The organism is Serratia sp. Res13-Sevr-LER1-36-b (assembly GCF_015673035.1).
In the GTDB taxonomy this organism is placed as follows: Bacteria; Pseudomonadota; Gammaproteobacteria; order Enterobacterales; family Enterobacteriaceae; genus Chania; species Chania fonticola_C.
On record NZ_JADACK010000044.1, the window covers coordinates 334853 to 360903 of the forward strand.

Consider the following 26051-nt stretch of genomic DNA (forward strand, 5'->3'; position numbering starts at 1 on the left):
TCGGACGGGATCAATCCCACCAGATGTCGAACAGATCGCTGGTTTTCACATCGCTCAGCTTGCGTGCTTCCAGCCAGTTTTTGATCAGCTCACGGTGTTCTTCGGTGCAATGACCAATCGTCTGCAGGCAGATCAAACCTTCCCACTGCAGATAGCCACTGCCGTCAAACGCCAGGCCGTTCGGCTCGATCACTTCCTCGATAAACGCGTCCAGGGTGCTGTCGATATCTTCAACGGCGGTCCCTTCGGCAAAACGCCAGGCGACGGAGAAGCCCAGTTCCTGAAACTCTTCGATATGCAACTTTTTACGTAAACGACGACTACGGTTCTTAGCCATTATTCCATCCTCTCAAACATCAAATCCCAAACGCCATGTCCCAGACGCTGGCCACGTAATTCAAATTTTGTCAGCGGACGCGAGTCCGGACGCGGTACGTAATCATTGCTCTCGGAGAGATTACGGTAGCCTGCGCTGCTGCTCATGACTTCCAGCATGTGTTCCGCATAGGGTTGCCAGTCGGTGGCCATATGGAATACGCCACCGACTTTTAATTTGCGCTGCACCAGCTCAACAAACGGCGTCTGTACGATGCGGCGTTTGTTGTGGCGCGCCTTGTGCCACGGATCCGGGAAGAACAACTGCACCATATCCAGTGAAGCGTCCGGGATCATATTCTGCAAGACTTCTACCGCATCGTGGCACATCACCCGCAGGTTGGCCAACTCCGCCTCATGGGCATCGGCCAGACAGGCACCCACGCCCGGCGAATGGACCTCGATCCCCAGGAAATTCTGCTGCGGGTTATTGCCCGCCATGGTGACCAGCGAAGCCCCCATGCCAAAACCAATCTCCAGCACGGTTGGCGCTTCACGGCCAAACAGCGCGGCGATATCGACAGGTTCAGCCTGATATTCCACGCCCATCACCGGCCAATAGTTGTCCAGCGCCTGCTGCTGGCCTTTGGTCAACCGCCCCTGGCGGCGAACAAAACTGCGGATACGGCGCATCGCGCGGCCGTTCTCATCAAATTCTGGGGAGATGACGTCATTAATCATAGTGCTTTCTGTCTATTTGGCTGCCAATTAGGGGAACGCGCATTATGCAAAGATACCTTGCTTTAGCAAGCGTTCATCATCATACCGGATGTGCTACTGCGGAAAGTTCCGGTTTACAGCACCATCACTCTATGCTGCAATCGCGCATCATTATTTATCTGCCGGATAGCGAACTCGCTCATGATGCAAGCACAACAGTTCTCGCACGTAGTGCTTGACTGGTACCAACGCTATGGCCGCAAAACGCTGCCGTGGCAACTCGATAAAACGCCTTATCAAGTATGGCTCTCTGAGGTGATGCTGCAACAAACTCAGGTTGCCACCGTTATTCCTTATTTTCAGCGCTTTATGGCACGCTTTCCGAACGTGCGAGCCTTGGCCGAAGCGCCGCAGGATGAAGTCCTGCATCTGTGGACCGGGCTTGGCTATTATGCCCGCGCCAGAAACCTGCATAAAGCGGCGCAGACCATTGTCGCACAGCACGGCGGTGAGTTCCCGACAACCTTTGAAGAAATTGTTGCGCTGCCTGGCGTAGGCCGTTCAACTGCTGGCGCCATTCTCTCTCTGTCCCAGGGGCAGCACTACCCGATCCTAGACGGCAACGTCAAGCGCGTACTGGCCCGTTGCTATGCCATAGCTGGCTGGCCGGGCAAGAAAGAGGTGGAAAATCGCCTGTGGGAGATCAGCGAAGAGGTCACACCGGCAAAAGGGGTTGGCCAGTTCAATCAGGCGATGATGGATCTGGGAGCGATGGTCTGCACCCGTAGCAAACCCAAATGTGAGCTATGCCCGCTCAATATCGGCTGCATCGCCAACGGCAACAGCAGCTGGGCCAACTACCCAGGTAAAAAACCCAAGCAAACCCTGCCGGAAAAAACCGCCTACTTCCTGATGCTACAACAGGGTGATGGCGTCTGGCTGGAACAGCGCCCAGGAACTGGCCTGTGGGGAGGACTGTTCTGCTTTCCACAGTTTAGCGCGCGGATCGATCTTGAACTCTGGCTGCAACAACGCGGCCTGCAAGGTAGCCGTTTAGAGCAAATGACCGCCTTCCGCCACACCTTCAGCCATTTCCATCTGGATATTGTGCCTATGTGGCTGAACATCGACAAAGCGGGTAGCGCCATGGATGCGGGTTCCGGTCTCTGGTATAACTTAACGCAGCCCCCTTCGGTCGGGCTGGCCGCGCCGGTTGAGCGCCTGCTACAGCAGTTGGCCAAACAGTCCCCGACCCAACCCGGTTTATTTGGCAACAGCGCCATTGACGAGGAATTAGCATGAGCAGAACCATTTTTTGTACCTTCCTGCAGCGTGACGCCGATGGGCAAGACTTTCAGCTCTATCCAGGGGAAGTCGGCAAGCGCATCTACAACGAAATCTCCAAGGAAGCCTGGGGAGAATGGATGAAGAAGCAGACCATGCTGATCAACGAGAAAAAGCTCAACATGATGAACGTGGATGACCGCAAACTGCTGGAACAAGAGATGATCCGCTTCCTGTTCGAAGGGCATGAGGTCCACATCGAAGGCTATACGCCACCGAGCGAATAAGATTTTCCGGGCCAGGCGCTGGCCCTTTCCCCCTGTTTAATTCTTCGCGTATACGGCTTTAACAAGATGAAGAAAATGTTAGCTTTGCTAGTGATAGCGCCTTTGCTGATCTCCTGTTCTGGCAAAAAAAACGACGTGGTCAGTGAAGCCTATGTCAAAGACACCAACGCCTTTGATATTTTGATGGGCCAATTTGCCCACAATATCGAGAACATCTGGGGGCTGAGCGAAGTTCTGATTGCCGGGCCAAAAGACTACGTCAAATATACCGATCAATATCAGACCCGTAGCCACATCAACTTTGATTCGGGCACCATCACTATCGAAACCATCGCCACCACCGATCCTGCTGCTCATCTGCGCCAGGCGGTGATCAGCACCCTGTTGATGGGTGACGATCCAGGCTCGATCGACCTCTATTCCGACGCCAATGATATCCAGATCAGCAAAGAGCCGTTCCTGTACGGCCAGGTGCTGGATAACAAGGGCCAACCCATCCGCTGGGAATGGCGGGCGGCGCACTTCGCCGACTATCTGCTGCAAAACAAGCTAAAAAGACGCACATCGGGCTTGCACGTGATCTACTCGGTGACGATGCAACTGGTGCCTAACCACCTGGATAAACGTGCACACAAATATCTGCCGATGGTTCGCCAGGCGTCTGAGAAATACGGCGTCGAAGAATCGCTGATCCTGGCGATTATGCAGACCGAATCCAGCTTCAACCCGTATGCGGTAAGCGGTTCCGACGCGCTGGGCCTGATGCAGGTGGTGCAGCATACCGCCGGTAAAGACGTGTTCCAGAGCAAAGGTAAATGGGGCACACCAAGCCGCAGCTACCTGTTTGATCCGGAGAACAACATCGATACCGGTACTGCCTATCTGGCAATCTTGCAGAACAACTACCTGGGCGGCATTCAGAACCCGACCTCACGCCGTTATGCGGTGATCACCGCTTACAACGGAGGGGCTGGTAGCGTGTTGCGGGTGTTCAATAGTGACAAGGCGAAGGCGGTAACCATCATCAACAGCATGCAGCCTGGTGATATTTATCAGACTCTGACCACCAAGCATCCGGCGGGTGAATCACGCCGTTATCTGGTGAAGGTGAATAACGCGCAGAAAAACTATCGGCGGAAGTAATCGTTGGTGGGAAAATACGGGGCTGGGGAGCGATGATTCGTTCCCTCACCCTAACCCTCTCCCACAGGGAGAGGGGACCTACCGTGCTAGATCTTAGCTACGGCATTCATCCTCAACATCACCTTGCTACAGATTAACTTCCACACCTGGGTACGGTGCAATGGCGAACGCCGAGCTGGGGCCAAATAACGAGCTTCATTGCTTGATCATATAGCCAAATATCCGTTTCCAGCCGTGATCTTTCTTCTCGATATACACGCCCTGCAACTCCGGTGAGAAGCCAGGCAAGCGGTTGATGCCCTCCTCCAGCGCCAGGAAGTAACGCTGTACCGCACCGCCCCACACTTCGCCTGGCACCACGCACAGCACGCCCGGTGGATAAGGTAAGGCACCTTCTGCCGCGATGCGCCCTGTAGCCTGAGCGATCGGCACCAGCTCAACGTTGTCACGGATAAACTCGACGTTGGCATCCTGCGGATTCATCATCACCGGCGGGAAATGATCCTGACGGAACATCTCTTTTTGCAACTGCTTCACGTCAAAGCTGACGTACAAATCGTGCATCTCCTGGCAAAGTTGACGAATGGTGTAGCCTGCATAACGCTGCTGATTCTTGCGATAAACCGTCGGCAAGACCTCACTCAGTGGCGCATCTGCCTCAACGTAACGCTCGAACTGCACCAGCATATCCACCAGATGATCCATTTTCGCCGGGTTCTCCGCCGGGGTGAGCAGGAACAGGATCGAGTTGAGATCGCACTTCTCCGGCACGATGCCGTTCTCACGCAGGAAGTTGGCCAGAATGGTGGCTGGGATACCGAACTCGGTGTACTGGCCGGTGGCCGCATCAATCCCCGGCGTGGTCAGCAGCAACTTGCAAGGATCGACCAGATACTGCCCCTGCGCATAACCGGCAAAGCCGTGCCATTGCTCACCCGGTACAAAGTTGAAGAAGCGTGCGTCGTTGGCGATCAGGTCAGTATCGTAATCCTGCCAGTCTTTGCCTGCCACCTGCGGCGGAATAAAGGGCCGCAGCTGCGAGCAGCGTGCCAGTAGCTGTTTACGCGTGTCGATCCCCAGCTTGACGCACTCCATCCACATGCGGCGGCCAGCGGCACCGGCATGCATCTTGGCGTTGACGTCCAGCGCGGCAAACAGCGGATAAAACGGGCTGGTTGAGGCATGCAGCATAAACGCATTGTTGAGATGCTTATGGTTGCAGTGGCGCTTCTGGCCTTTGATGTGATCGTCTTTTTTATGGATCTGCGAAGTCTGCGAGAATCCGGCCTGCTGCTTATGTACCGATTGCGTGACGAAAATACCCGGATCGTGCTCATCCAGTTCCAACAGCAGCGGCGAGCACTCTTTCAGCATCGGAATAAAGCCTTCATACCCCACCCAGGCCGAATCAAACAGGATGTAATCGCACAGATGGCCGATGGTGTCGATCAACTGACGGGCGTTGTAAATGGTACCGTCATAGGTGCCGAGCTGGATGATCGCCAGGCGGAAAGGCCGTGCCGCAGCGGCTTTTTCCGGGGCTACATGGCGGATTTGCTCGCGCAGGTAAGCTTCATCAAAGCATTGGGAATCGATGCCGCCGATAAAACCAAACGGGTTACGCGCGGTTTCGAGATACACCGGCGTCGCTCCGGCCTGGATCAACGCGCCGTGGTGATTGGATTTATGGTTATTGCGATCGAACAGCACCAGATCGCCACGCGTCAGCAGCGCGTTGGTCACCACTTTATTGGATGCCGAAGTGCCGTTCAGCACGAAGTAGGTTTTATCGGCGTTGAACACTTTCGCCGCGTGTTTTTGCGCATCCTTGGCCGAGCCTTCGTGGATCAGCAGATCGCCCAGCTTCACATCGGCGTTGCACATGTCCGAACGGAAAATCGTTTCGCCGTAAAACTCGAAAAACTTGCGCCCTGCCGGGTGTTTACGGAAAAACTCGCCGCCCTGATGGCCCGGGCAGGCAAAGGTTGAGTTCTCCATTTCCACGTAGGTTTTCAGCGTGTTGAAGAACGGCGGTAACAGCGCCTGCTCGTAGGCATCGGCGGCGGCCTCCAACTGCGCCATGTAAAACACTTTGGTCGCTGCAGCCAAGGCAAATACGCCAGTAATCAACGGTAGGTGATCCGGGGAAAGCTGCTCATCCCCCTCAACGGCAACAAACGTCGGGATCTCAAAGCCGGTCGCTTTAAGCGTTGCCAGAATACCGGCATCCACATCGCTAACGGAGACCACGGCCGCCGCCACATCGGTATAGTCAGTCTGCCCCACGCGCACAATTTCGCGCAGGGTTTCAATGCTGGCTACCAGGCTGGCGCTGGTTGCTATCTTCAATTCTTTCATCATGCTGAGTCTCAAACGGTTAAGGATGAGGGTGTGCCACTGGGCACATAATGAGATAACCCTGGTTATCCCGGCAAAGTGATGAGCCAAGGCGCAACCATGACCGGCCGATGCGGGTAGGCATCAGACAACTATCGGGGACTGGGATCGGCAGCGTCCGATAGACATCAGTAAAATCAGAGCCGCAGCTCTATTTTTAATCATGCCTAACAGCGAGCATTGGCTAGCTTTACCGCATAACGGGCAGCGGTGTTCGCATAAATGGCGTTAAGGATACATGGAGTGATGGCATCATCAGACGTCTGGAGCGCAGCTGCGCTGAGGTGGTTAAACCCGTCATGCCTGTACTCCTCTGTGATGAAATGGGGAATTCGCGCAATGATTACACGTTTTTTTCGAGGGTTCAAGCCGGTTAATAGTTACTATTAATGCATAATTATTTATTGATACCGTGTGGGTTTCCCCACACGGCCAGGCAGGCGTTGATTAGAACAGGTTGAACTTGTAATCCACCTGCAGTTCGATCGAGTGGTTCTGAGCGCGCATCGGCTTGCCATCCGAGGTCAGCTTCGGCTGGTTGCTCTGGCTCTGGTAGTTCCAGGATGGGCCACCGGACAGCTGCACTGCCAGGTTTTTCAGTGCAGGCTGTGACGGCGTCCAGCGGGAGTAAACCAGGGTTTCACCACGCTCAATGCTATGGCCTCGGTACTTCATCCCCCAGCCATAGTTGGTGACCATCCCCAGCTCAACCTCTGGCGTAACGGCATAGCCGAAGGTCCAGGCCAACATCTTTTCCTTATCGCCCACATAGTCGTTACCCCAACTGTCGGCCATGGAGTTAAAGGTGCCGCGGCTGTGCTTGGCCAGGTGCCACTCAAAGCGCCCTAACCCGTTGCCATTATCGAGTGAGGCACGGGTGTATGAAGCCCCAACCTTGTGCTTCCAACGCTCGGCGCGCCATTCGGCGTACATCGCATAATGGTAGGCATCGTCATCGAACGTCTTGTGACGGGTGGACATGCGGGTCCAATCTTGCAGACCATGGTTGTAATACAGCTGGCTGGCAAGCTTGAGGCGATTTTCCGCCCAGGACGCCGGTTGCCACCCCAGTTCCACCCCGTGGCGTTGCATATAGTTATGGCTTTCACCCAGGAAATAGAGTGCGCTATAGCCGTGATCGCTATAGCTCAATTCACCGGTCGCAATGCTGCTGATCTCCTTTTTATCCGCAGTGAGGAAATGGATCTTATCCGGAGAATCCCTGTCGCTATAACGGGTCACATAAGCACCGCGTACCCGTACTGGCCCGGTAGCCGCTTCACCACGCAATCCCAGATAGGTACTTGGAATAGCGCGCGTGGAGTTGTTAAGTGCGCCCCATTTTTTAATCTGCTGCCAACCGGAATAAAGGTGTAGATAGGTGTCATCATCACCCAAACGCCCTTTCAGGTAGAGCTGACCAATCTTGTTGAAACCTTTCGCCTGGCCGTTGTCGTTATACAACACGCTACGGCCCCAGAAATCATCGCTGGCGGCCAGTTTAATCACGCCATAATAAGAAGCGTCTACTCCCAACATATCTGCAAAATAGCCGGACTGATAATCAAGCGTGATCCCCTGCCCCCAAGCCGTTTGGATGGAGCGTTCCCCATAATCCTCGGTGCTTAAATTTTTAAACACGTTACGGAAAGAAAGATCTGCGTGGCTATCATTAATAAAACTTGAGAAGAGATGATCGCTTACCTTTATTTCCTCTGCGCTGAGGGGTAAAGAGAGCATCAGTGCAAACAATGCAAGAGGCTTTTTTATTTTAAATTTATTGATTTGATACATAGAAAAATCCCGTTTTCTATCTACTCACCCAGAACTATTTTAATTAAATGATTTCTAGATAATGTTGGAAATGTTTCACCCCGCAACCAGGGTGAAACACGGCTAATATTATTATTCTGTAATAATGGTATGGATCAGTTTTGGTGCTTGCGCCTTATCGGCAAGGGTGATGCTGTCATAGATTTTCGCCATGACGTTCGCCACATCCGGGCGGTTGGCATGGATCGTCACCAGTGAGTCACCGATGGCGACCCGATCGCCGACTTTTTTATGCATCATCAGGCCCACGGCCAGATCGATGTCATCTTCCTTGGTGGCACGACCGGCACCGAGCAACATGGCTGCCACGCCGATTTCATCGGCCACAATATTGGCTACCACACCCGCCTGCTTGGCCGGAACCTCAATCAGGTATTTAGCCTGCGGCAGCTTCTCTGGATGATCCACCATTGAAGCATCGCCGCCCTGGTTGGCCAGGAAGTCACGGAACTTGGCCAACGCCTTGCCGTTATCGATCACCTCTTGCAGCATGGCGCGCGCAGCCGGTAACGAATCGGCCTTCTTCGCCAGCACGACCATTTGGCTACCCAACTGCATGACCAGTTCGGTCAGATCTTCCGGGCCTTCACCACGCAGCGTATCGATGGCTTCCTTCACTTCCAGCGCATTACCGATGGCGTAGCCCAAGGGCTGCGACATATCGGAGATCACCGCCATGGTATTACGGCCCACGTGGTTACCAATGCGCACCATCGCCGTGGCCAACTCGACGGCATCTTCAGTGGTTTTCATAAACGCACCGGCACCGGTTTTCACGTCCAACACGATGGCATCGGCACCCGCCGCAATCTTCTTGCTCATGATCGAACCGGCGATCAGCGGAATGGAGTTCACCGTACCGGTCACATCACGCAGCGCATACAGCTTCTTATCCGCCGGGGTCAGGTTACCGGTCTGACCAATCACCGCCACCTTGTCGCGGTTCACCAGCTCGATAAACTGTTTGCTGGAGATTTCCACATGGAAACCGGCCACCGCTTCCAGCTTATCGATAGTGCCGCCGGTATGCCCCAGGCCACGGCCAGACATCTTCGCCACCGGGATATCCAGCGCCGCTACCAGCGGTGCCAGCACCAGCGTGGTGGTATCACCCACGCCGCCGGTGGAGTGCTTGTCTACCTTGACGCCTTCGATCGCCGAGAGATCGATTACGTCACCGGAGTTCACCATCGACATCGTCAGATCGGCACGCTCACGGTCATTCATATCCTGGAAGAAGATCGCCATCGCCAGCGCACTGGCCTGGTAATCCGGAATATCTCCCCGGGTGTAGCCGTTAACAAAAAACTCGATCTCTTGCGTAGTCAGCTCTTTTCCATCGCGCTTTTTGGCGATGATATCAACCATTCTCATTGTCATTCCCCGGCTCTTTATTTCTGTAAATCGATCTTGTAAACGGCAAAGCCGATATCGTCTTTTCCTACCAGCGTCATTGGATGCTGTGCGGACTGTTTGATGTAATCAGCCGCATTCTGGCTTGGTGAGGTCTCGATGCGGATATCCAACGGCTTATCCGCAGTAATTTGCGCGATCCGCCAGTTGTTTTTTACCTCTGGCTTATATGCGCCATGCTGTTTGGTCTGCTCGGAGATGTAGTTGGCCACGATAGTGCGCACTTCATCCGGCGAGGAGATAACGATATTTTTTTCACCCGTGCCGGCGAACTTGCCGGTAAATGCCCGGTAATTGTTCACGGCAACCAGGAATGGCGCGTCTGCTACCACCGGTTTACCTTTATAGGTCAGCGACTTGATACGCTGGGCCTGTGGATTGATCACGTTGCAATCCACGTCATAACGCGCAGGCTGGGTCACGTCGATCTGATAGCTCAGATCGTCAAACATATCGAAGTTGTAGGCCCGGAAACCGTTCCAGTTGAGCAGTGACTGTGGCTTATCGCTTTTCTCGTCGATCTGGTTGTACATGCCCGCAGAGCACTCCAACCACTCTTTCAGATCGCTGCCTTTCACTTTCACTGCCGCCAGCGTGTTGGAATACTGGTAAAGATCGGCCGCGTTACGGAAGCTCAGAGGCCCTTTACGCATATCAACGAAGGCCGCCGGGTCGTTCTTCCTGCCACCCGCCTTGAACGGTGCCGCAGCAGAAAGAACTGGGATATCAGCCAGATCCGGATCGCCCTGAATAAAGTGTTCAACGTAGGCTTTCTGCGCCGCACGGATGATCTGGATGGCCGAGGAGTCCTGCACTAATGACAGATAGGTATTGGTGTCTTCGGCAATGGTGCCAATCGGCTTGTTAACGAATTCACGGGTGTCGTTATGCGCCTGCTCCAGCGTTTTCACCAGCGTAGCCTTGGCCTCGACCAGCGATTTGTCATTCTTCTTATCAAAAATTGGGCGGGCTTCTGCACGGCTGGAGACCACCTTCCACTTATTGGTTTCCCCTTCCAGCACCAGGTCGATCACCCCCAGGTTATCCGCCCAGTGGCCCGGCATGACTGCGGGTACGCCATTAACCGTACCCTTTTCAAGATCTACCCCAGGAATAGCGGCGAAATCCTTGCTTGGGAAAATACCGTGAGAGTGGCCAAAGGTAATGGCATCGATGCCTGGAACCTGCGTGAGGTAGTAGACCGAGTTTTCTGCCAGCGCCTTGTAAGGATCGGCAGAGATGCCGGAGTGGGCGATAGCAATCACGATATCCGCCCCTTCTTTACGCATCTGTGGCACCAGTTCCCTGGCAGTTTCGGTAATATCTTTGGCGATCACCTTGCCCGACAGCTTGTCCTTGTCCCACAGCACAATCTGTGGCGGTACGAAGCCGATATAACCGATGCGCAGCTTATGCTCTTTACCCTCGGTATCTTTTACCGGCGTGTCCACGATCAGGTACTGTTTGAAATAAGGCTTGTTGGTCTTGGCGTCATAGACGTTGGCGTTGATGTACGGGAATTTGGCCCCGCTAATCGCCATTTTCAGGTAATCCAGCCCGTAGTTGAATTCGTGGTTGCCCAGGCTGCCGACTGCATAATCGAGGGTGTTCATCGCCTGATAAACCGGATGCACATCGCCTTTCTTCAGGTTGGCAGCGGCATAGTCCGCCATCGGGCTACCCTGGATGATATCGCCGTTATCGACCAGCACGCTGTTGGTCGCTTCTGCGCGGGCAGCATCAATCAAGGTGGCCGCTCTCACCAAACCGTACTGAGCGGTGGCTTGATCTTTGTAATAGTCATAATCCATCATGTTGCCGTGAACGTCGGTGGTTTCCATGATGCGGAGATCCACCGTTGCGGCATGCGCAGCGCCTGCAACCAACAGGGCCAATAACGATAGCTTGAGGGGAGAAGTCATTTTCATCACATATTCCTTATTGTTATAGCGATAGCAGGCCACAACCTCTTGATGTGGCCTTGAGCTAATTAAAAGAAGAAACCTACGACGGCGGCGTTCAGGAAGCTGACCAGCGTGGAGCCGTAAAGCAGCTTCAGGCCAAAGCGGGCTGCGGCATTACCTTGCTTGGAGTCCAACGCCTTGATGGCACCGACGATAATGCCGATAGAAGAGAAGTTGGCGAACGACACCAGGAACACCGAGATAATCGCCATAGTACGTTCAGAGAAATTGTAATCACCCTGTGACAGGTTGAGCATGGCAACAAATTCGTTGCTGACGATCTTGGTTGCCATCAGGCCACCGGCCTGCACCGCTTCGTGCCACGGCACCCCCACCAGGAAAGCCAGTGGTGAGAACACATAACCCAATACCCCTTGGAAGGAAATGCCAAATGCAGCGGTGAATAGCGCGTTAGCCATGGTGATCAGCGCAATAAAGCCGATCAGCATCGCACCAACGATAATCGCTACCTTGAAGCCATCGAGGATGTATTCGCTCAGGACTTCGAAGAAGCTCTGCTTCTCCCCTTCAACGACATCCAGAATATCTTCCTCAGGCTTGACCTGATAAGGATTGATCAGCGACGCCATGATAAAGCCACCAAACAGGTTCAGCACCAAGGCAGTCACCACGTAGCGCGGATCAAGCATCACCATGTAAGCGCCCACAATCGCCATTGAGACTGTCGACATGGCAGAGGTACACAACGTATACAGGCGATGCTCCGGCAGCAGGCCGAGCTGTTTTTTCACCGAGATGAACACTTCAGACTGACCGAGGATCGCCGAAGCCACCGCGTTATAGGACTCTAAGCGCCCCATGCCGTTGACCTTGCTCAGCGCCAGGCCGATGTACTTGATGATAAAGCCCAGGATGCGCCAGTGCTGCAGGATGCCGATCAGCGCGGAGATAAACACGATGGGCAGCAATACGGACAGGAAGAAAGAGATCTCGCCGTGATTCACCAAACCACCAAAGACGAAGTTAACCCCTTCGTTGGCATAGGAGAGCAAATTGCCAAATACCTCGGCGATCACGCCAATCACTTTATTGCCTACGTCGGTCTTAAGCAGCAGTGCGGTCATCAAAAACTGGCAGGCCAGCATGACGAAAATCGGACGATAGCGAATGTTTTTGCGATCGTTGCTCACTAAAAGTGCCAAAATACAGATAGTAACGATACACACTATCCCTATGATATATTTCATCTTTTCCCCAAAATTATCTGTGAACTTTTACGTTCCGTTGCCGAGCCTTGTACCCTGGCGTTTGCCGGTAACTAATGATGTTATTATCGAAACATAACACAGACAATATGTTATTAAAGTTACATCGATCACATTTGAAAATGACAATAGCCTTAAAATACATATATGTAACATGTTGTACTTATCACTAACATTAACTTGATTAGGGAATAGGCAAGGGTAAACATTGTTGGGGTGAGTTTTTCGATCTCTGGTATCGGGCGTTTTGGGGGAGAAGGGAGAATGCTGGCGCAGGAAGGTAGCCCTGCCCTTGCTTGAAATTAGAGCAATCGCTCGGCTTTGTGACAGAAACCCATTGACGACACAGGGCCAAATACGGTTTAATGCGCCCCGTTGCCCGGATAGCTCAGTCGGTAGAGCAGGGGATTGAAAATCCCCGTGTCCTTGGTTCGATTCCGAGTCCGGGCACCAAATTCATATCAACGGACCTCCACGGAGGTCCGTTTTTGTTTGTATACTCCGTCAGAATCAGCACTTCCTTCATACTTTCATTCAACCAGACTCCACCTAACTTACCCGGTATCAAGTCCCTTGTGCGGGTACAATCGAGGGTATAGTCTGATTCGATAATGTTTATACCCTTCCCCTCAATCAGGAGACCTGTCTATGGCACTCACTGACGCAAAAATCCGTGCAGCTAAACCGCAAGATAAGCCCTATAAGCTTGCAGACAGCGGTAATATGTTTTTGCTCTTTCACCCCAACGGCTCCAGATACTGGCGGCTCCGTTATCGATTTCTGGGTAAAGAAAAAATGCTGGCACTTGGCGTATACCCTGACGTGTCATTATCTGCAGCACGGGATAAACGCGATCTCGCCAGAAAATTGATAGCAGATGGCATTGACCCCTGCGAACAAAAGCGGGTTAAGAAATCAGTACCTGATACTGCATCAACCTTCGAAGCGGTGACGCTACAATGGCACAAGAGCAACAAAAAATGGTCTGAGTCGCACAGCGCTAAAATTCTGAAGAGTTTCGAGTCCCACGTGGCTTTGTTGAATAAATCGGGTTTAGATAAAACTACCCCCTATCAATCGTTTTCTCAGGCAATCCGTACACTTTTTGGCATGCCTGCACGCGTCATTTTGTTTAAGGCACGGATCATGGCCATAGCCTCTCCGACCTGTGCATCATAGTCACGCAGCGTAAGATGCCCGCCGAACAGTTGTTTTACACGATACATCGCCGTTTCCGCCACCGACCGCCGGTTGTAAGCTGTATTCCATTTCCAGTAGGCGTTACTCCCCGTAAGCCGCTGCCTCGCTACCGCCTGATTTCTGTCCGCGTACTCCGTTGGCCAGTAACCTGCGCGGGCTCGCGGTGGGATCAGTGCCTTTATTTTCTTACGTCTTAGCTCGTCATGGCACCGCTTTGTGTCATAAGCACCGTCTGCTGAAGCCACCTTGATTTTCCGGTGGGTCTGCCGGATAAGACCCGGGAATGCCTCCGCATCAGTCACGTTGTTCAGTGACAGGTCAGCACAGATAACCTCGTGGGTATCGGCGTCCACGGCGAGGTGCAGTTTTCGCCAGACGCAGCGCTTTTCCTTACCGTGCTTTTTAACCTTCCACTCGCCTTCGCCGAAAACTTTTAAGCCGGTGGAGTCGATAACGAAATGGGCAATCTCGCCGTGCGTGGAGTTTTTAAAAGGAAAGCAGACCGACCTGGCCCGTCTGCTGACGCAGGAATAATCCGGGCAACGAAGCGGGAGCTTCATTAACGTAAAAATGGAATCAATGAAGCCCTGAGCGGCACGTAGCGTGAGGCGAAAGACGCGTTTGAGCATCAGTACGGTGGAAATAGCTAACGCAGATTAACGTTGTGGACGCCCTCGTGAAGTCGTTTTTGGCTCGTCGTACTAGGCATGGATGACCGACCCATCAAGCCAGAATGTCAGTGAACCCCGATTGACGAGAGCCTTGTTGTAGGCGTTCCAGTTGGTGATTTTGAACTTTTGCTTTGCCAAAGGATACCGCCAGAGGGGGCAGGAATGTGGTGATCTGATCCTGATTGCGGCCAAAAGTTCGATTTATTCAACAAAGCCCATTTAATCCCACAACAGAAAATATGGCAATCCAACAGGTGAACCATATTATATCCTTCTATCATCCATTAAACTCAAGTTCCATTTTCATTCCATTGAGTTTCAATTAGTTTTTTATAACACATCCATGCCCCACAGAAGCGTTGAGAAAAGAGATAACCGTTTTTCCACCGCACATAACTGAATAGAAAAGACTGAAATTGATATAATTGCATTTAAAATAATTTAAAGCATGCATCACTCAACATGCTATTTTGAAAAACCATTTTGTGTAGTATCATACCATCATGCGAAACGCTCACGAATGTAAGACTGTTAGGACAACAACTACTGAGCAAGGTAGTCCATGAAAGACATATAAGGATGGTAAAATGTTAAAAAAATTACATCTTAATAGTTTTAAATCGATATTAAACTCAAACTCTATTAACTTAAGTGAATACTCCTTATTATGTGGAGCAAATAGCTGTGGTAAAAGTTCAGTTATTCAGTCTCTTTTAATGTTAAGCCAGACATTTTCTGCCAGATTTTTTCAAGACTCAGTATGTTTAAATGGTCCATTAGTTAAACTCGGTTCTTTCCCAGACATTATTAGCCACAGTTCAGAATCAAAAGAAATAAGAATAAACTTAAAATTAGTTAGAAATGACTTCAACCCCATTTTTGATGATTTTGATGAAATAGAATTAGACTTTTCGTTTGATGAGGACGAAAAAAACCTTATTCACCCAGGATTAATTAGGTCTTCAATAAAAATAAATAGAGCAGGGAAGAAAGATGAATCTGATACGCAAGAGTTTCGTATAACAAGGCGTAATCTGAATAATAAAAAAACAAGTAAAGAGGCTGAATATGATGTAGTCAGCCTACCAAAAAACTTAAGAGCAGAAATTGAAAAGGAATACCCCGGATTCAATATAATTGGATGTAAAAAGAGAAACACAATCCCTACCACGCTTATTATTGAATATGAGCACTCGACAAATGCAAATACGCGTTCAATCGAACTATTGCATAATGAGGTTTTATTTAGAATAGTAGACAGGAAAAATAAATCACTAAAAGAAAAAAGCCCTACAATACCAAAGAATGTTTTAATACAAATAAAAGAACTTATATCAGAAAGTTTTGAGTACACCGCATCAAGTTTATTCATACCGGAAAGCCTGAGGAAAATATTCTCCAAACAAGAAATTGATGAAGGGAATTTAATTAATATTATTATAATGGAACAAAAGAAAAAAATTGAAAAAGCTCTCCCAAAACATTTTTTATCAGAGAGTGAACTTGAGTTTTCCACTTGGTATAGCCATCTCAACAGTCTAGATGAAACGCTAAAAAAGAACGTATTGGATGTGATAGATAAAAATTCTTCAGCTCTGAGAAATACATGGCATAATAATTTCAAAAAGGAAAAAAAAGTATATGAATATGAATTAAAGCCTTTTTTATTAGCAGCTAGGTATTTAGAAAATTTTTTCACTTCAAAATTTAAATATTTGGGTCCATTGAGAAATGAGCCACAGGCAATATATCCATCACTGGGTTTGATTGATCCAACAGATGTGGGTTTGAAGGGGCAGTATTCCGCTGCGGTTTTACATATAAATAAAGAACGAGAAATAATCTACCCAGACCCCATTCAATTTTCTGATGCATTATTTCTTAAAGATAGTGGCTTTAAAAAAAATAAAGATAATTTATTAATCGCAAGTCTCAAATGGTTATCCTATCTTGGCGTTGTAGATGAGATCAATACAGATGATAAAGGTAAATTTGGTTATGAATTAAATGTTAAAACAAGTGGCGATGACAAGTGGCAGGATTTAACACACGTGGGCGTTGGTGTAAGCCAAGTACTTCCTATTGTCTTAATGAGTCTTTTATCAGAGGAAGACGACGTTTTGATATTTGAACAGCCAGAGTTACACTTACATCCCAAGGTTCAAACTCGCTTAAGTGACTTTTTTATCGCAATGGCACTATCCAATAGACAATGCATTGTAGAAACACATAGTGAGTATATGATTAACAGGCTAAGGTTACGAATTGCTCAAAGTGAGGACAAAAGAGTAATGGATGCTAGCTCAGTTATTTTCATTCAAAAAGATAAAGGGGAAACTAATTTTAGAAGTGTTGATATAACGAAATATGGTTCTATTAATGACTGGCCACAGGATTTCTTCGACCAAACCCAGGCTGAAGTAGAAACAATATTACTTGAAGGTGCTAAAAAAAGAAGAATGGAGAGGAATTCAAAATGATATTCTCCATAATTAGCGGTGACTATATTATGTCACCTGCCCTTTGCAGCCCGGAAAGTATAGAGGACTTCGTAGAGGATTTATTAAAAATAAAATGGACAATGAATAACAACATTCGCCCAAGGATTGTACTTGAGGATAACATTTTATTTAATGCTCAAGAAAGAGGGTTATACCCATGCTCCAAAGTATTTAAGGAGAACATAGTTAAATCAAGTGATACATTGATATATTCGAGTCAAGATATAGTAACATTAGTTCACTCAATTCTAGAAAACGCCACAGAACTTTCAGAATTTTCTGGGATAAACGAAATTATACTATCATCTGAAATTTCTCATGAGGTTCTATCTTCGTGTGCAACTGATAAACGCAAAAAAGAGTTAACAAATCTACTAACTTGCACTGTTTTTCACAGTGTCCACACGACAAACAACAAGGGTGCTCTGTTACACCTCTTACCGCATAGGGGGAAACTACCATCAAACTTAGAGCTAGAGGTTTCCTTAGTTCAAGTCGGTAACGATATCTTCGAAAACATAAAATTAGCGTATAATAAAGATATTTATGGTTCGTATGACTTACTCTTATTAAATTTTGGTTCTGAAAATTTACTACCATTTGTTAAATGTGACTTCTCCTTGAAATTAGCTCTTTATGTAAAAGCATTAGAGCTAGCAAAAGATACTGATGGAAATATAGATTGGGATTCATTTGAAATCGGCCAGCACATGCTGAATTCTTTAAAAAAAAACCAAGCAATGCATGGTGAGAAATACTCATCAACTGTCATTGAGAACATAGCAAGAGTACTAATTGGAAAGCCAAAGGAAGAGGTTAAAATATTCACTAAAAACACAAGTGATAACCAACCTCGGACGCATAATACATTCACGGCGTATAGAACCCATATAACCAAAGGCAGCTTAGGCTTAAGACTTATGTTTGGCAAGGATTCGCACAACTTCATAAGGCTCACAAACATAGGAGTTAAGCATGAATTGGAAATACTATGGTGAGATGTTTATACGATATCCTAGCCGGACAGCGCCACCACCATTGCAAATGCATTTCTATGAATTGGCCGCAGTCGTAACGATGCAGACGATTGCTTTCTACCTCAGCCATATCAGATAGGCGCTGAACCACTTTCTTTCAATATAGCGGAGTATAGTCTCCGCCTTAACTTATTTTCATCAAGCATTGAGTGACTTCCATCACTATGACGATAACCTCGAAGCCCTCCACAATCAGTGGCTCTGTCGCATTAGTGACATGAAGTTGGCCAAAGTTGCGTTGTTGGTTATTTAGGCAGCCAGCAAATAGAATTGTTCCGCGGGTGACAATCCTCCACTTTTCGGGTGTTGATATTGCCCTTTTCGTATCATGTTGAGCAGTTCGATACCGGCCAGGATCGTCTGTGCCCGTCGAAAGGATTTGAATCCCAGCATGGATCGTGTCCGGCGTTTGATATTACGGTGATCTTGTTCAACCAGATTATTCAGATACTTATTTTGCCTGACGATAATCGCTTCTTCGTATGGTTTATCGGCGTTAAGCGTTGCCAACGCTGCCGTGTTGGCACCACTTTTATCAATGGTAACCACCTCGGGTTCGCCGTGATGACGAATGGCTTTGCGAAAGAAGCGCAGCGCCGCTGCAGTATCCCGTTTAGCAGCCTGCTGGAAGTCGATAGTTTGGCCTGAAGTATCCACCGCGCGGTAGCGATATTTCCATTGCCCTCTGACTTTAATGTAGGTTTTATCCATTCGCCAGCGGCACCTCACGGCGCGTTTATGCCGTCGAAATGCCTTAGCCAGTAACTGTACCAGACGGATAACCCAGCGATGGAGCGTGGAATGGTCAACGACAATACCGCGCTCAACCATCATTTCCTCCAGATTACGCAGGCTCAGGGAGTAAGCTAGATACCAGCGAACACATTGCGCGATAATATCGACAGGGTAATGTAAACGTTTAAAGGCTTTTCGGATCAGAGGCATGAGCAGGTAACATCAGAAAAAATAGTACGTTACCTGACGCCGTCTTAATGCGACAGAACCGTATTGCGCCCAACCCGGAGCAAATCTCTGACTGCCGTTTCTTTTTTGGCAAAGCGGATGGGGGATTTCGTTTCAATCGTCCCGGCCAAAATATCATTGACGGAACGTGCCGTATGGGTCAATTCAATAACGCCCCATGGCGTTTGATATTCACCACTTCGCCCGGTAGTCATGACCGTTAAGCGATCAATTGGGATTTGCGAGATTACCCCATATTGCGACAGCGCGGATTCCAGACTGACATAGCTATACTCACCCCGACGCAGGGTTTTAACAATGTGCTCAAGAATATAACTATCCTGTGTGGCACGATTGTAAACATACACACCATAGACCGCACGCGTGAGAATGTCGCTTTCCACCAAACGCTTAATTGACGCTTTCAGTGCCCGCTCCGACTCATCGGGGAAGATTTTGCCAAAGTCGCGCAAATGAAAAACGTAACGCCCGTTACGGCTGAACTCATCCAGTTTGTTGATGGCTGTCAGTTTGTTCATTACCATACATTTACATGAAAGACCTTTACATGAGTCTTTTTTGTACACACAAGAGAGTTCAGCACGATCATCTATACAAAAATAACACTTATCTGTGTCTTTGCAGTAAAGATGAAGACACTATTCTGCTTCTGAATTTGTTCATCGTTTCGCAGAAGAGATCAAAGCGTTTCTATCACCCGGCGTAAAAGACGCACTCGGGGTTCGATGCTGGACAACTCCAGATATTCTGCCGGGCTATGGAAGCCAGCCCCAATTGGGCCAAAACCATCCAGTGAGGGAATATCAAGCGCGGCGGTATGGTTGGCATCAGAACCACCACCGACGGCCTGCCAGCGAACGTCAATATTCTCCAACCTACCCGCAGACTCCACCTTCGCCATCAGTTGTTCGGTTTTTTCTGAGGGTGACATGGCGGGCACATGAGCCTGCAATGTCACATTGAGGCGAACATCGGCAGTAAAGCAGTGAGGCGTAGGGGTTCGCATTAGCCGATCGACACGCTCAAATTCGTCGTTCTGCCAGAAGCGGACATCCACTATCGCTTGCGCGTGGTCCGCAACTACATTGGCCGCAGAACCTCCACTCACCACTCCAACGTTCAGGGTCGTCCCCAGTTGCGCATTGGCAAACTGATTAAGATGAAGTATCCAGTGGGCCATTTCATTGATTGCGGAACGCCCATTATCAGGATCGTTACCGGCGTGGGCGGCGACGCCGTGAAATTCCAGCTCGTAGCGGGCCATTCCCTTGCGAGCCTTGACCAGTGAGCCATCCGCACGGGCGGCCTCGCACACCAGCACGCAGCGGCTGCGTTTCGCCAGTGCGCCAATCCATTCATGTGAGTAAACCGACCCCGTCTCCTCATCAGGGTTCATGGCAATCGCGATAGAGAGACGCTCTTTCGCCTCTGCAGACAGTTCCCGCATTGCCCAAAGAATATTAAGGAGCCCGCTCTTCATATCCGCCACGCCGGGGCCATAGGCGCGATCCTCCTTGATGCTCATGGGGCGCGTCGCTACGGTACCTACCGGGAAAACCGTATCCAGGTGACCTACCAGTAGCACATCAAAGTGTGGACTATTGGGTTTGTTGGCAGCAAAAACGCCTGGCCCCACTTTATCGCCAAGATCGACAATTTCGCTGTGCCAGCCGAGCTGCTGATATTTCTCATGCATATTGCCAGCAACGGTGGCAACTCCGTCCAGCGTATTGGTACCACAGTCCACATTAACCAAGGAGGCCAACTCTGCCAGATAGTCGTCTAATTGCATGGTGTTTCCCCTGTTCTTTTGTGCAAGCTGCGCGTGCACTGAAATTAAATCGAGGGAGAGTACGATCTCGCACTCGCCCCGCAGGTCGCCGTGCCTCTAGATAAAAATGTGCATCAGCAACATGGCACCGAAGGCATTCAGTACCGAGATGGCTATCATCAACGGGATCAGTTTGGCGTTGGTGCCAATGACCCCAAGGATGCGTCCGGCATACTGGATCTGGGACCCCATCAGATAGATGGCCGGTGCCAGGATAGCCAGATGTTCTCCAGTCAGGATCCCGCTATCGAACAGGCTAACGGCTACGCCGATCCCACCGCCCATTGACATCCAGCCTCCGATCAGGACCGCTGCCGCCTCGCCCGGCAAGCCGAACAGCTGCATCAAGGGAGCAAAAATGAAAGCCAGCCCGTCCAGTGCACCAGTAATGGTCAGCGCCTTGATCACCACAAAGGCCATCAGAACATTGGGCAAGGTACTGGTTGTGGCAATAGTCCAGCCTTTGCGCGCGCCAGCAACAAAAACATCGGTGATCATGGGTTTGGATTCAGTCGTCATGCTCATGGTGCTCTCCCTATGCCTTATGGATTTCAGAAGATGCGTTATCTTGACGACGCATTTTCAGCAACAAACGAAAAATATTCGCGCCAACGATTTTCATAAAAAACATGACGAGGATGCACAGGCCGATCGAGGCGGGAACAGCCAGGGTGCCGTCAGCGGCGACCAAAGTGAACAAAATGGCGCCGGAGGAGAAAAAGTTGGTGATCATTGCGCCTGCAGAAAACTGAAACATGGTGAAAACGTCTTTTTCATTCTCAGTAATCTGCGCCTCATCAGCCAGCTTGCGTGTCAGTGAGGCACCAACATCCGTGCTCTGCAAGCTGCCGATCAGTGCCAAACCGGTATTACCACGCAGTCCCAACAACGGGCGCAACAGTGGGGTTAACAGTTTACGTGCTGCATTCAGCGCACCGTAGTGCTCCAGTACATTGATCATGCCAAGGGCAAACATGACAGCAGGTATCAGGCCGAAGGCGAAGAGAAAACCATCCATGGCACCATTACCGCCGGTACCACGAAAGGTACTGTTGGAAACGTTTAATGCCTCGTTGCTTTTAGTCACACCACTGACGACTCGTCCGAAAGACCCGTTCAATGTCGTGAAATCAAACACGCCATACCATTCTTTACCGCCGAGAAGCCCGGAAAAGAATACCATGGCAAAAAGTAGCGCCACGTAGGCTCCCCAGCGAACGGGAGCCATTTCTGTTGCAGAGGAGGTAATATTTTGTTGCTGTCCGCTCATGTTATTTCCTTATCAGAGTGTCACAAAATAACCCAGTGCCAGTCATAACAGCATCGGCTTATGAATAGTCTACTGTGTGTATTTTTTGTTCATGCGCATCCTGATGGCGATCAATAAATCCTGCACAAAGGAAAATTTAACTTATAAAACATGACGTTGTTGGCATTTTATCCTGTCCAAAATAACGATTTATTAATGAAATCATGACAAAATATGTGTAGTTATTACTGAATATGTTCACAACATGGTTTGATTTAGTCTGCTCATAGCATTGCCAACGGGTGCATTACTTGACCAACAGTGTTGTGATTTTTTTATTAATTTTTAATGTTTAATTAAATTAGCAGACTCATAATTAGAGCTTGCATTTTCGCCTTGGCTTATGCATTGATGTGCGTCGGGTTAAGTTCCTGCGCAGAAAAAAAGCCGAAAACCAGCATCAGGGACTAAATGATCTTATCTATATGATGATGTGACAAGATTGCCGCTGATGCTGGTTAGATATTGAGGGTTATGGATACATAGTATTCTATTTAATTACCTTTAGTTCACCGCCCAATCAGAGCTTTGCACCTTTTTCTACATAGCTCATATCGCCCAGTTTACCTACGGTAAATTCACGGTTTTTATAAGTAATCTGCGTAACGCTAGCATTAGACAGTGGCCCAACAATGGGTGTAGAGCTCATATCCGCTACCATGGCCAGAATAGCTGCTCCATGTGAAACCAGGAGTACGTTACCGCCCCCTTGAGCTGCCGTTTCCTCAGCAATAGTTTTTAGCTCTGATTGCATACGTGCTTTGACGGTGGCAAACGTTTCGGCTTCACCGCTGGTATCGACCAGAGTAACACCGCCGAACATCTTGGCAAATGGCAATTTCCCTTTGGCAAAATCACCGAATAGCGCTTTTTCCGACTCATAGCCAAGCTTGGTGGCGATTGCTCCCCACATATTGGCATCGAGATCGCCTTCGTAAATACCGAAGCAGAACTCACGCAATTTCTCGCTTTCAACGATGTCCAACTGCTGCCCTTTTGCGGCTAATATAATACGTGCAGTTTGACGCGCCCGCCCCAGATCGCTGGCATACACCTTTTTGAATTCAACATCCTTCAGCCCCTTGCCAAGTTGTTCAGCAACCGTAACGCCTGCGGCCGTCAACGGGGTATCTGCCCAACCCTGAACCCGATGTACGGTATTAAACATGGTTTTCCCATGGCGGGTTACATAAATGGTGACTGTATTATCATCTACTGTTTCAGCGTAAGCCAAGAGCGGGCTAAAAATAAGTGAAGATAATAGAGCAAGTAATAGTGAAAACCGTTTCATGGTTATTTCCTCAATGGTTATAGCTTGTATTATTGTTGGTCTTCCGTAGATGGATAATATATCCCACACATCAGACGAATAGTTTTAAACGCAAGCGGATTATGCCGTACATCAGGCTAGCCACGTTTTATTGGTCACTCACTCCATCAATAATTTCTTTTGCTGGTCGTTCATACCTCATCACTCTCTGTCGCGTTGCCGGGGTGCCAGCCTGTTGTATAAGCCGATCTTGAGGCAAAAAAAAACCTCAACCTCGGGTGGCGTGCTAACTAATAGCCAACACCACCCGAGGTTTAGGTTTTGCCTGTTAAACAGTAACAATCCTAATTTACAGTCCAATACGCTAACAGTTTGATAAATGAATGCAAGAACTCAAACCTATAAAAGTAGAAACTGTGATCAAATTAACGCTAAGCTGATTTTTGGCTGTTTTACACTGGCCGATAAGTCTTAACTATAGGCTGCAAAAGCTCCCACCAGGCAGAGAGGATCACATGAAAAACCAGCAAGTAAGCTTAAAAACCATCCCAGAGCCGCAAAAGGACTGCACTGGCGTGCCCGTTGCGCTTACGGACGAAACTATCCAACAAAGAAAAAACAACATCCTCAGCAGGATGAAGCAGCGTGGGCTTGATCAACTGGTGATTTACTGTGATGTGGAGCACGGTGGTAATTTTGAATATCTGGTTGGCTTTTTCACCCGCTTTGAAGAAGCCTTATTGATTATCAACGCCGATGGCGAAATGACGTTAGTGCTGGGGAACGAGAATCTTAATAAGGTCAGCAAAGCGCGGATCCAAGCCAAGGCGGTACACTTATCTCAATTTTCACTGCCTAATCAACCTGGTAGAAGCGATAAGTCGATTAAAGAGCTGCTGGTTGAAGCCGGCATTCGGGAAAATGCCCGCACCGGCCTGGTTGGCTGGAAAATGTTTACCAACGGGCCTGAAATCGACAAGAAAATCTACGACCTCCCGTCATTTATTGTCGATACCCTCCGTAACATTGTCGGTGATGAGGCCTGTTTATCCAATGAGACCGACTTGTTTATCGGCGAGCACGGGATAAGAACGGTCAATAATGCCAACGAGGTGGCTCACTACGAATATGGGGCCGCATTAGCCTCCGATTGCATTCTGGATGCCATGAATAAGCTGGCCCCGGGCGTCACAGAACAAGCGTTAGGGGATTGCCTGGTGCGCTTTGGCCAGCACCCGAGTATCGTTACCATTGCTTCCAGCGGCCCACGCTTTATTAAAGGCAACCTGTTCCCAACCGACAACACCGTGAAGTACGGTGATACGATCTCTTTAACCGTAGGCTATCGCGGCGGGGCCTCCAGCCGGGCAGGCTATGCGGTCAATGCTAATGGTGAGTTATCAACAGAGGCGAAAAACTATCTGGATGCGGTCGCCAAGCCCTACTTCTCGGCCTATGCCCACTGGCTTGAAGTGATAAGCGTTGGCATGCGTGGCGGGGAGCTGTTTGATCACGTGGAAGCGGTCCTACCGCGCTCAAAGTATGGTTGGTCGCTTTGCCCAGGGCACTTGACCGCTGAAGAAGAGTGGATGTCTTCGCCTGTTTATCAAGGCTCCCAGCAACCCCTACTGAGCGGTATGATCCTGCAGATTGATATCATTCCTTCAGTGCCCAACTTTGGTGGCGTTTCTGCCGAAAGCACTGTGCTACTGGCGGATGAACAGCTGAAGTTGGAGATCCAACAACAGTATCCACAGCTGTGGCAGCGGATGCAGCAGCGTAGAAAATACCTGATCGAAACATTGGGGATAACGCTGTCAGCAGATATCTTGCCGATGTGCAGCACCGTTGCCTATTTGCGCCCTTATTTGCTGGACAAGGACAGTGCTTTTGTCTGCCAGAGCTGAGCGCGCCGCCATATCGCATACGGCTTTGGCAGAAAACGGCAACGATTAAGTCAGGCCAACAAAGTGTCAAAGGCTAACGAAAACAGTGCGGTGTCATAGGATGTTGAGGCGCAGGATAATACATATTCCCCCCCGATGTCCTGTGAGTACAAATACCACCTTTTTTCAGCAACGTCGACGGTTAAGCCATTGGCAAAAGGGTGAGGTAAGGTAAACGTGGTCGGAGATAAAGCAAAACCCCGACCATCCGCTTTTATGATGGCTTCTTTCAACGACCACAGACGAAAGAAATCAACATTTTCCCCCTGAACGAGTTGTGTAAACTCCTCAGGGGTAAGCACATCCTGGTAGTCACGTATGTCAATGGGGACTCTTTTTTCCACATCAACGCCGATATCCCCCTGCGTAGTATAGGCACATACGGCCCAGTCCCCCGCATGGGAAAGATTAAACCCCCCTTTCATTCCCATCACAGCAGGCTTGCCATAGCGGTTATAGTGCAGCCTGGGAAAATGACTTCCCTGATACCCAACATGTTTTTTTAATGCATAACGTAGCAGCATTCTCCCCAATAATGACCGGCGTTTATCGTCATCAAATCTAAACCGATCGAATAAGATCCGTTGGTCTCTATCAAGATAATCCCGCTGCGAATAAAGCAGTTCGCTGCTTAGCTCGTCAATACGAGAGCAGTAGATATAATTGGTCATGTTCTTTAACCCTTCACCGACAGCATGCTGGGCAGGTAATAGAACCCCT

20 protein-coding genes, 1 tRNA gene and 2 pseudogenes are annotated in these 26051 nt (G+C 49.4%); 8 read left to right on the forward strand and 15 right to left on the reverse strand.

Translation table 11 applies throughout. The annotated features are described in order from the left end of the window. Positions 1 to 10: 10 nt before the first annotated feature. Complete coding sequence (locus IMQ33_RS25365; RefSeq protein ID WP_065684560.1) at positions 11 to 337, reverse strand: YggL family protein; 327 nt, start codon at positions 335 to 337, stop codon at positions 11 to 13. Next, on the reverse strand, positions 337 to 1056 hold the full coding sequence (gene trmB / locus IMQ33_RS25370; protein WP_021806299.1) for a tRNA (guanosine(46)-N7)-methyltransferase TrmB: 720 nt from the start codon (positions 1054 to 1056) through the stop codon (positions 337 to 339). Before trmB ends, IMQ33_RS25365 begins: the two co-directional genes overlap by 1 nt. A gap of 180 nt (positions 1057 to 1236) precedes the next feature. Here trmB and mutY point away from each other — a divergent pair, with 180 nt between their 5' ends. The 3 genes from mutY to mltC all read left to right on the forward strand — a co-directional run bounded on the left by mutY (position 1237) and on the right by mltC (position 3749). Continuing rightward, a complete protein-coding gene (gene mutY, locus IMQ33_RS25375) occupies positions 1237 to 2337 on the forward strand; it encodes an A/G-specific adenine glycosylase (protein WP_024528369.1) in 1101 nt (366 codons plus the stop codon). Beyond that, positions 2334 to 2606: an oxidative damage protection protein gene (locus tag IMQ33_RS25380; protein WP_021179657.1), complete on the forward strand. Its 273-nt coding sequence runs from the start codon at positions 2334 to 2336 to the stop codon at positions 2604 to 2606. Before mutY ends, IMQ33_RS25380 begins: the two co-directional genes overlap by 4 nt. A 66-nt stretch (positions 2607 to 2672) precedes the next feature. Continuing rightward, positions 2673 to 3749 carry a membrane-bound lytic murein transglycosylase MltC gene (mltC, locus tag IMQ33_RS25385; RefSeq protein ID WP_021806301.1) on the forward strand — a complete coding sequence of 359 codons (1077 nt, stop codon included), beginning with the start codon at positions 2673 to 2675 and terminating at the stop codon, positions 3747 to 3749. A 195-nt stretch (positions 3750 to 3944) separates the two neighbouring features. Here mltC and speF read toward each other — a convergent pair whose 3' ends face one another. The 5 genes from speF to IMQ33_RS25410 form a co-directional block, all read right to left on the reverse strand. Further along, positions 3945 to 6107 carry an ornithine decarboxylase SpeF gene (gene speF, locus IMQ33_RS25390; RefSeq protein WP_196062720.1) on the reverse strand — a complete coding sequence of 721 codons (2163 nt, stop codon included), beginning with the start codon at positions 6105 to 6107 and terminating at the stop codon, positions 3945 to 3947. A gap of 486 nt (positions 6108 to 6593) precedes the next feature. Continuing rightward, a complete protein-coding gene (locus IMQ33_RS25395) occupies positions 6594 to 7940 on the reverse strand; it encodes an OprD family outer membrane porin (protein WP_196062716.1) in 1347 nt (448 codons plus the stop codon). Positions 7941 to 8051: 111 nt separating this feature from the next. Beyond that, positions 8052 to 9353, reverse strand: coding sequence for a pyrimidine-nucleoside phosphorylase (locus IMQ33_RS25400; protein ID WP_024528372.1), 1302 nt, complete (start codon positions 9351 to 9353; stop codon positions 8052 to 8054). A 17-nt stretch (positions 9354 to 9370) separates the two neighbouring features. Then, positions 9371 to 11314 (reverse strand): bifunctional 2',3'-cyclic-nucleotide 2'-phosphodiesterase/3'-nucleotidase, encoded by a 1944-nt coding sequence (locus tag IMQ33_RS25405; protein ID WP_370572956.1) that lies wholly within the window; start codon positions 11312 to 11314, stop codon positions 9371 to 9373. Between the two features lie 68 nt (positions 11315 to 11382). Then, complete coding sequence (locus IMQ33_RS25410) at positions 11383 to 12564, reverse strand: NupC/NupG family nucleoside CNT transporter (protein WP_065684563.1); 1182 nt, start codon at positions 12562 to 12564, stop codon at positions 11383 to 11385. Positions 12565 to 12959: 395 nt separating this feature from the next. On the opposite strand from IMQ33_RS25410, the gene IMQ33_RS25415 reads away from it, so the two are divergent. Then, positions 12960 to 13035: transfer RNA gene (locus IMQ33_RS25415), tRNA-Phe, on the forward strand. A 195-nt stretch (positions 13036 to 13230) separates the two neighbouring features. Continuing rightward, positions 13231 to 13614: pseudogene (locus IMQ33_RS25420) on the forward strand (Arm DNA-binding domain-containing protein); the annotation flags it as partial. Between the two features lie 53 nt (positions 13615 to 13667). Here IMQ33_RS25420 and IMQ33_RS25425 read toward each other — a convergent pair. Further along, positions 13668 to 14591 (reverse strand): annotated as a pseudogene (locus IMQ33_RS25425) (IS5 family transposase). A 449-nt stretch (positions 14592 to 15040) separates the two neighbouring features. Between IMQ33_RS25425 and IMQ33_RS25430 the strand changes: the two are divergent. Further along, positions 15041 to 16933: a DUF3696 domain-containing protein gene (locus IMQ33_RS25430; RefSeq protein ID WP_196067771.1), complete on the forward strand. Its 1893-nt coding sequence runs from the start codon at positions 15041 to 15043 to the stop codon at positions 16931 to 16933. Continuing rightward, complete coding sequence (locus IMQ33_RS25435; RefSeq protein WP_196062582.1) at positions 16930 to 17952, forward strand: hypothetical protein; 1023 nt, start codon at positions 16930 to 16932, stop codon at positions 17950 to 17952. Before IMQ33_RS25430 ends, IMQ33_RS25435 begins: the two co-directional genes overlap by 4 nt. 288 nt (positions 17953 to 18240) lie before the next feature. Here IMQ33_RS25435 and IMQ33_RS25440 read toward each other — a convergent pair whose 3' ends face one another. The 6 genes from IMQ33_RS25440 to IMQ33_RS25465 form a co-directional block, all read right to left on the reverse strand. Continuing rightward, positions 18241 to 18936, reverse strand: coding sequence for an IS6 family transposase (locus tag IMQ33_RS25440; protein WP_196062583.1), 696 nt, complete (start codon positions 18934 to 18936; stop codon positions 18241 to 18243). A 44-nt stretch (positions 18937 to 18980) separates the two neighbouring features. Next, complete coding sequence (gene abiEi, locus IMQ33_RS25445) at positions 18981 to 19493, reverse strand: type IV toxin-antitoxin system AbiEi family antitoxin (RefSeq protein WP_196062584.1); 513 nt, start codon at positions 19491 to 19493, stop codon at positions 18981 to 18983. 161 nt (positions 19494 to 19654) lie between these two features. After that, positions 19655 to 20767: a M20 family metallopeptidase gene (locus IMQ33_RS25450; protein WP_161714147.1), complete on the reverse strand. Its 1113-nt coding sequence runs from the start codon at positions 20765 to 20767 to the stop codon at positions 19655 to 19657. A gap of 96 nt (positions 20768 to 20863) precedes the next feature. Next, on the reverse strand, positions 20864 to 21325 hold the full coding sequence (locus IMQ33_RS25455) for a YjiG family protein (RefSeq protein WP_037434993.1): 462 nt from the start codon (positions 21323 to 21325) through the stop codon (positions 20864 to 20866). Positions 21326 to 21341: 16 nt separating this feature from the next. Continuing rightward, entirely contained in the window at positions 21342 to 22076 is a 735-nt protein-coding gene (locus tag IMQ33_RS25460) for a nucleoside recognition domain-containing protein (RefSeq protein WP_230326798.1), read from the reverse strand. 559 nt (positions 22077 to 22635) lie between these two features. Then, entirely contained in the window at positions 22636 to 23406 is a 771-nt protein-coding gene (locus tag IMQ33_RS25465; RefSeq protein WP_196062585.1) for a histidine phosphatase family protein, read from the reverse strand. Positions 23407 to 23900: 494 nt separating this feature from the next. Here IMQ33_RS25465 and IMQ33_RS25470 point away from each other — a divergent pair, with 494 nt between their 5' ends. Continuing rightward, on the forward strand, positions 23901 to 25292 hold the full coding sequence (locus tag IMQ33_RS25470) for a Xaa-Pro peptidase family protein (RefSeq protein WP_196062586.1): 1392 nt from the start codon (positions 23901 to 23903) through the stop codon (positions 25290 to 25292). Positions 25293 to 25342: 50 nt separating this feature from the next. Here the strand turns inward: IMQ33_RS25470 and IMQ33_RS25475 are convergent, their stop codons facing one another. Beyond that, a complete protein-coding gene (locus tag IMQ33_RS25475) occupies positions 25343 to 26002 on the reverse strand; it encodes a 4'-phosphopantetheinyl transferase superfamily protein (protein ID WP_024529099.1) in 660 nt (219 codons plus the stop codon). Positions 26003 to 26051 lie beyond the last annotated feature (49 nt).

Excerpts from the sequence above, each read along its gene's own strand:
- IMQ33_RS25440 (WP_196062583.1), bottom strand. The coding sequence starts at position 18,936 with ATGCCTCTGATCCGAAAAGCCTTTAAACGTTTACATTACCCTGTCGAT.
- IMQ33_RS25475 (WP_024529099.1), bottom strand. The coding sequence starts at position 26,002 with ATGACCAATTATATCTACTGCTCTCGTATTGACGAGCTAAGCAGCGAA.
- mltC (WP_021806301.1), top strand. The coding sequence starts at position 2,673 with ATGAAGAAAATGTTAGCTTTGCTAGTGATAGCGCCTTTGCTGATCTCC.
- mutY (WP_024528369.1), top strand. The coding sequence starts at position 1,237 with ATGATGCAAGCACAACAGTTCTCGCACGTAGTGCTTGACTGGTACCAA.
- abiEi (WP_196062584.1), bottom strand. The coding sequence starts at position 19,493 with ATGAACAAACTGACAGCCATCAACAAACTGGATGAGTTCAGCCGTAAC.
- IMQ33_RS25460 (WP_230326798.1), bottom strand. The coding sequence starts at position 22,076 with ATGAGCGGACAGCAACAAAATATTACCTCCTCTGCAACAGAAATGGCT.
- IMQ33_RS25395 (WP_196062716.1), bottom strand. The coding sequence starts at position 7,940 with ATGTATCAAATCAATAAATTTAAAATAAAAAAGCCTCTTGCATTGTTT.
- IMQ33_RS25465 (WP_196062585.1), bottom strand. The coding sequence starts at position 23,406 with ATGAAACGGTTTTCACTATTACTTGCTCTATTATCTTCACTTATTTTT.
- IMQ33_RS25455 (WP_037434993.1), bottom strand. The coding sequence starts at position 21,325 with ATGACGACTGAATCCAAACCCATGATCACCGATGTTTTTGTTGCTGGC.
- trmB (WP_021806299.1), bottom strand. The coding sequence starts at position 1,056 with ATGATTAATGACGTCATCTCCCCAGAATTTGATGAGAACGGCCGCGCG.
- IMQ33_RS25405 (WP_370572956.1), bottom strand. The coding sequence starts at position 11,314 with ATGACTTCTCCCCTCAAGCTATCGTTATTGGCCCTGTTGGTTGCAGGC.
- speF (WP_196062720.1), bottom strand. The coding sequence starts at position 6,107 with ATGAAAGAATTGAAGATAGCAACCAGCGCCAGCCTGGTAGCCAGCATT.
- IMQ33_RS25435 (WP_196062582.1), top strand. The coding sequence starts at position 16,930 with ATGATATTCTCCATAATTAGCGGTGACTATATTATGTCACCTGCCCTT.
- IMQ33_RS25470 (WP_196062586.1), top strand. The coding sequence starts at position 23,901 with ATGAAAAACCAGCAAGTAAGCTTAAAAACCATCCCAGAGCCGCAAAAG.
- IMQ33_RS25450 (WP_161714147.1), bottom strand. The coding sequence starts at position 20,767 with ATGCAATTAGACGACTATCTGGCAGAGTTGGCCTCCTTGGTTAATGTG.
- IMQ33_RS25380 (WP_021179657.1), top strand. The coding sequence starts at position 2,334 with ATGAGCAGAACCATTTTTTGTACCTTCCTGCAGCGTGACGCCGATGGG.
- IMQ33_RS25410 (WP_065684563.1), bottom strand. The coding sequence starts at position 12,564 with ATGAAATATATCATAGGGATAGTGTGTATCGTTACTATCTGTATTTTG.
- IMQ33_RS25400 (WP_024528372.1), bottom strand. The coding sequence starts at position 9,353 with ATGAGAATGGTTGATATCATCGCCAAAAAGCGCGATGGAAAAGAGCTG.
- IMQ33_RS25365 (WP_065684560.1), bottom strand. The coding sequence starts at position 337 with ATGGCTAAGAACCGTAGTCGTCGTTTACGTAAAAAGTTGCATATCGAA.
- IMQ33_RS25430 (WP_196067771.1), top strand. The coding sequence starts at position 15,041 with ATGTTAAAAAAATTACATCTTAATAGTTTTAAATCGATATTAAACTCA.